We start from the raw sequence: 1637 nt of genomic DNA, 5'->3' as shown, positions 1-1637 counted from the left end.
GGCCGGCAACCCGCTGGAGAACTCCGGCTCGCTGACCGGGCACATCCTGGCCCAGGGCTGGGCCGACACGCCCGCCGAACGATCCCGCACCACCCGGGTGGTGGTCGTCCTGGCCGCCTCGCTGGGGCTGCTGGTGGCGATCAGCGTGCTGGTCGTCCTGCTCGCCAACGACGCCATGGACGGCCTGGTGGGCAACATCCTGAACAAGTGAACGTGGGCGGTCCGGGCCACGCCGTCCGGTCCGTGGGCGTACGCGGGGCGAGGGTGAGCCCGCCCACTACCCCCTCGCGATCGACTGGCGGCGTCGCCGGGCCGCCGTACACTTGTGGGGATCACTGACCCGGCGCGCGTGGTGCGCGCCCATGGGCGATCTTGCGGGCGATTCGGCGGCGTGCAGCCGCAGCGGGCCATCGCGAAGATGCGCCCCGCTCGAAAGGCATTTCTTGACCACCTTCGCTGACCCCGGCACCACTCCGTCCGTCCTCGACCCCACCGTCGGGGACACCCCCGCCGCCGACGTCGACTTCGCCGACCTCGGCCTGCCCCGGCCGCTGGTCGAGGCGCTCGCCCGACAGGGCATCACCACCCCGTTCGAGATCCAGCGGGCCACCATGCCCGACGCGCTCGCCGGCCGGGACGTGCTCGGCCGGGGCCAGACCGGCTCCGGCAAGACCCTCGCCTTCGGGCTGCCGCTGATCGCCCGGCTCGCCGACCGCAACCGGGCCCGCCCGCTGCACCCCCGGGCCCTGGTGCTGGTCCCCACCCGGGAACTCGCCATGCAGGTCAACGACGCCCTGATGCCGCTCGGCAAGGCCGTCGGCATCTTCCTCAAGACCGCCGTCGGCGGCGTGCCGTACGACCGGCAGATCGACGCGCTGCGCCGTGGCGTGGAGATCGTCGTGGCCACCCCGGGCCGGCTCGGCGACCTGATCAACCGGGGCGTGTGCCGCCTGGACGACGTCGAGGTGACCGTCCTCGACGAGGCCGACCAGATGGCCGACATGGGCTTCCTGCCCGAGGTGACCGAGCTGCTGGCGAAGACGCCGGCGGGCGGCCAGCGGCTGCTCTTCTCGGCCACCCTGGACGGTGACGTGGACTCGCTGGTCAAGCGGTTCATGACCGACCCGGTGACCCACTCGACCGCCCCGTCGACCGCGTCGGTGTCCACCATGGACCACCACATGCTGCTGATCCCGCCGCACGACAAGTTCGCGGTGGCGGCGTCCATCGCGGCCCGCGACGGCCGGACCATGCTCTTCGCGCGTACCCAGCTCGGGGTGGACCGGCTGGTCGAGCAGCTCGCCGCGGTCGGCGTACGGGCCGGCGGCCTGCACGGTGGCAAGACCCAGCGGATGCGTACCAAGACGCTGGCCGAGTTCCGCGAGGGCCGGATGAACGTCCTGGTCGCCACGGACGTGGCCGCCCGGGGCATCCACGTCGACGGGGTCTCCCTGGTGCTGCACATCGACCCGCCGAAGGACCCGAAGGACTACCTGCACCGCGCGGGCCGTACCGCCCGGGCGGGCGAGTCCGGCGCGGTGGCGACCCTGGTGCTGCCCAAGCAGCGCCGCACCACGCTGGCGATGATGGAGAAGGCCGGCGTCGCGCCGGCCGAGACCCGGGTCCGCGTCGGCGAC

The 1637-nt window shown here is 73.3% G+C and carries 1 protein-coding gene and 1 pseudogene; both read left to right on the top strand.

Annotated elements, in window-relative coordinates; genetic code table 11:
* Positions 1-211 (top strand): annotated as a pseudogene (locus JNW89_RS36100) (hypothetical protein); the annotation flags it as partial.
* A gap of 232 nt (positions 212-443) precedes the next feature.
* A partial coding sequence (locus JNW89_RS36095) for a DEAD/DEAH box helicase (RefSeq protein WP_375155186.1) occupies positions 444-1637 on the top strand: 1194 nt, incomplete at its 3' end.

It is taken from the genome of Micromonospora sp. 4G55 (assembly GCF_016803375.1).
This window is presented reverse-complemented; position numbering and strand designations above follow the sequence as displayed.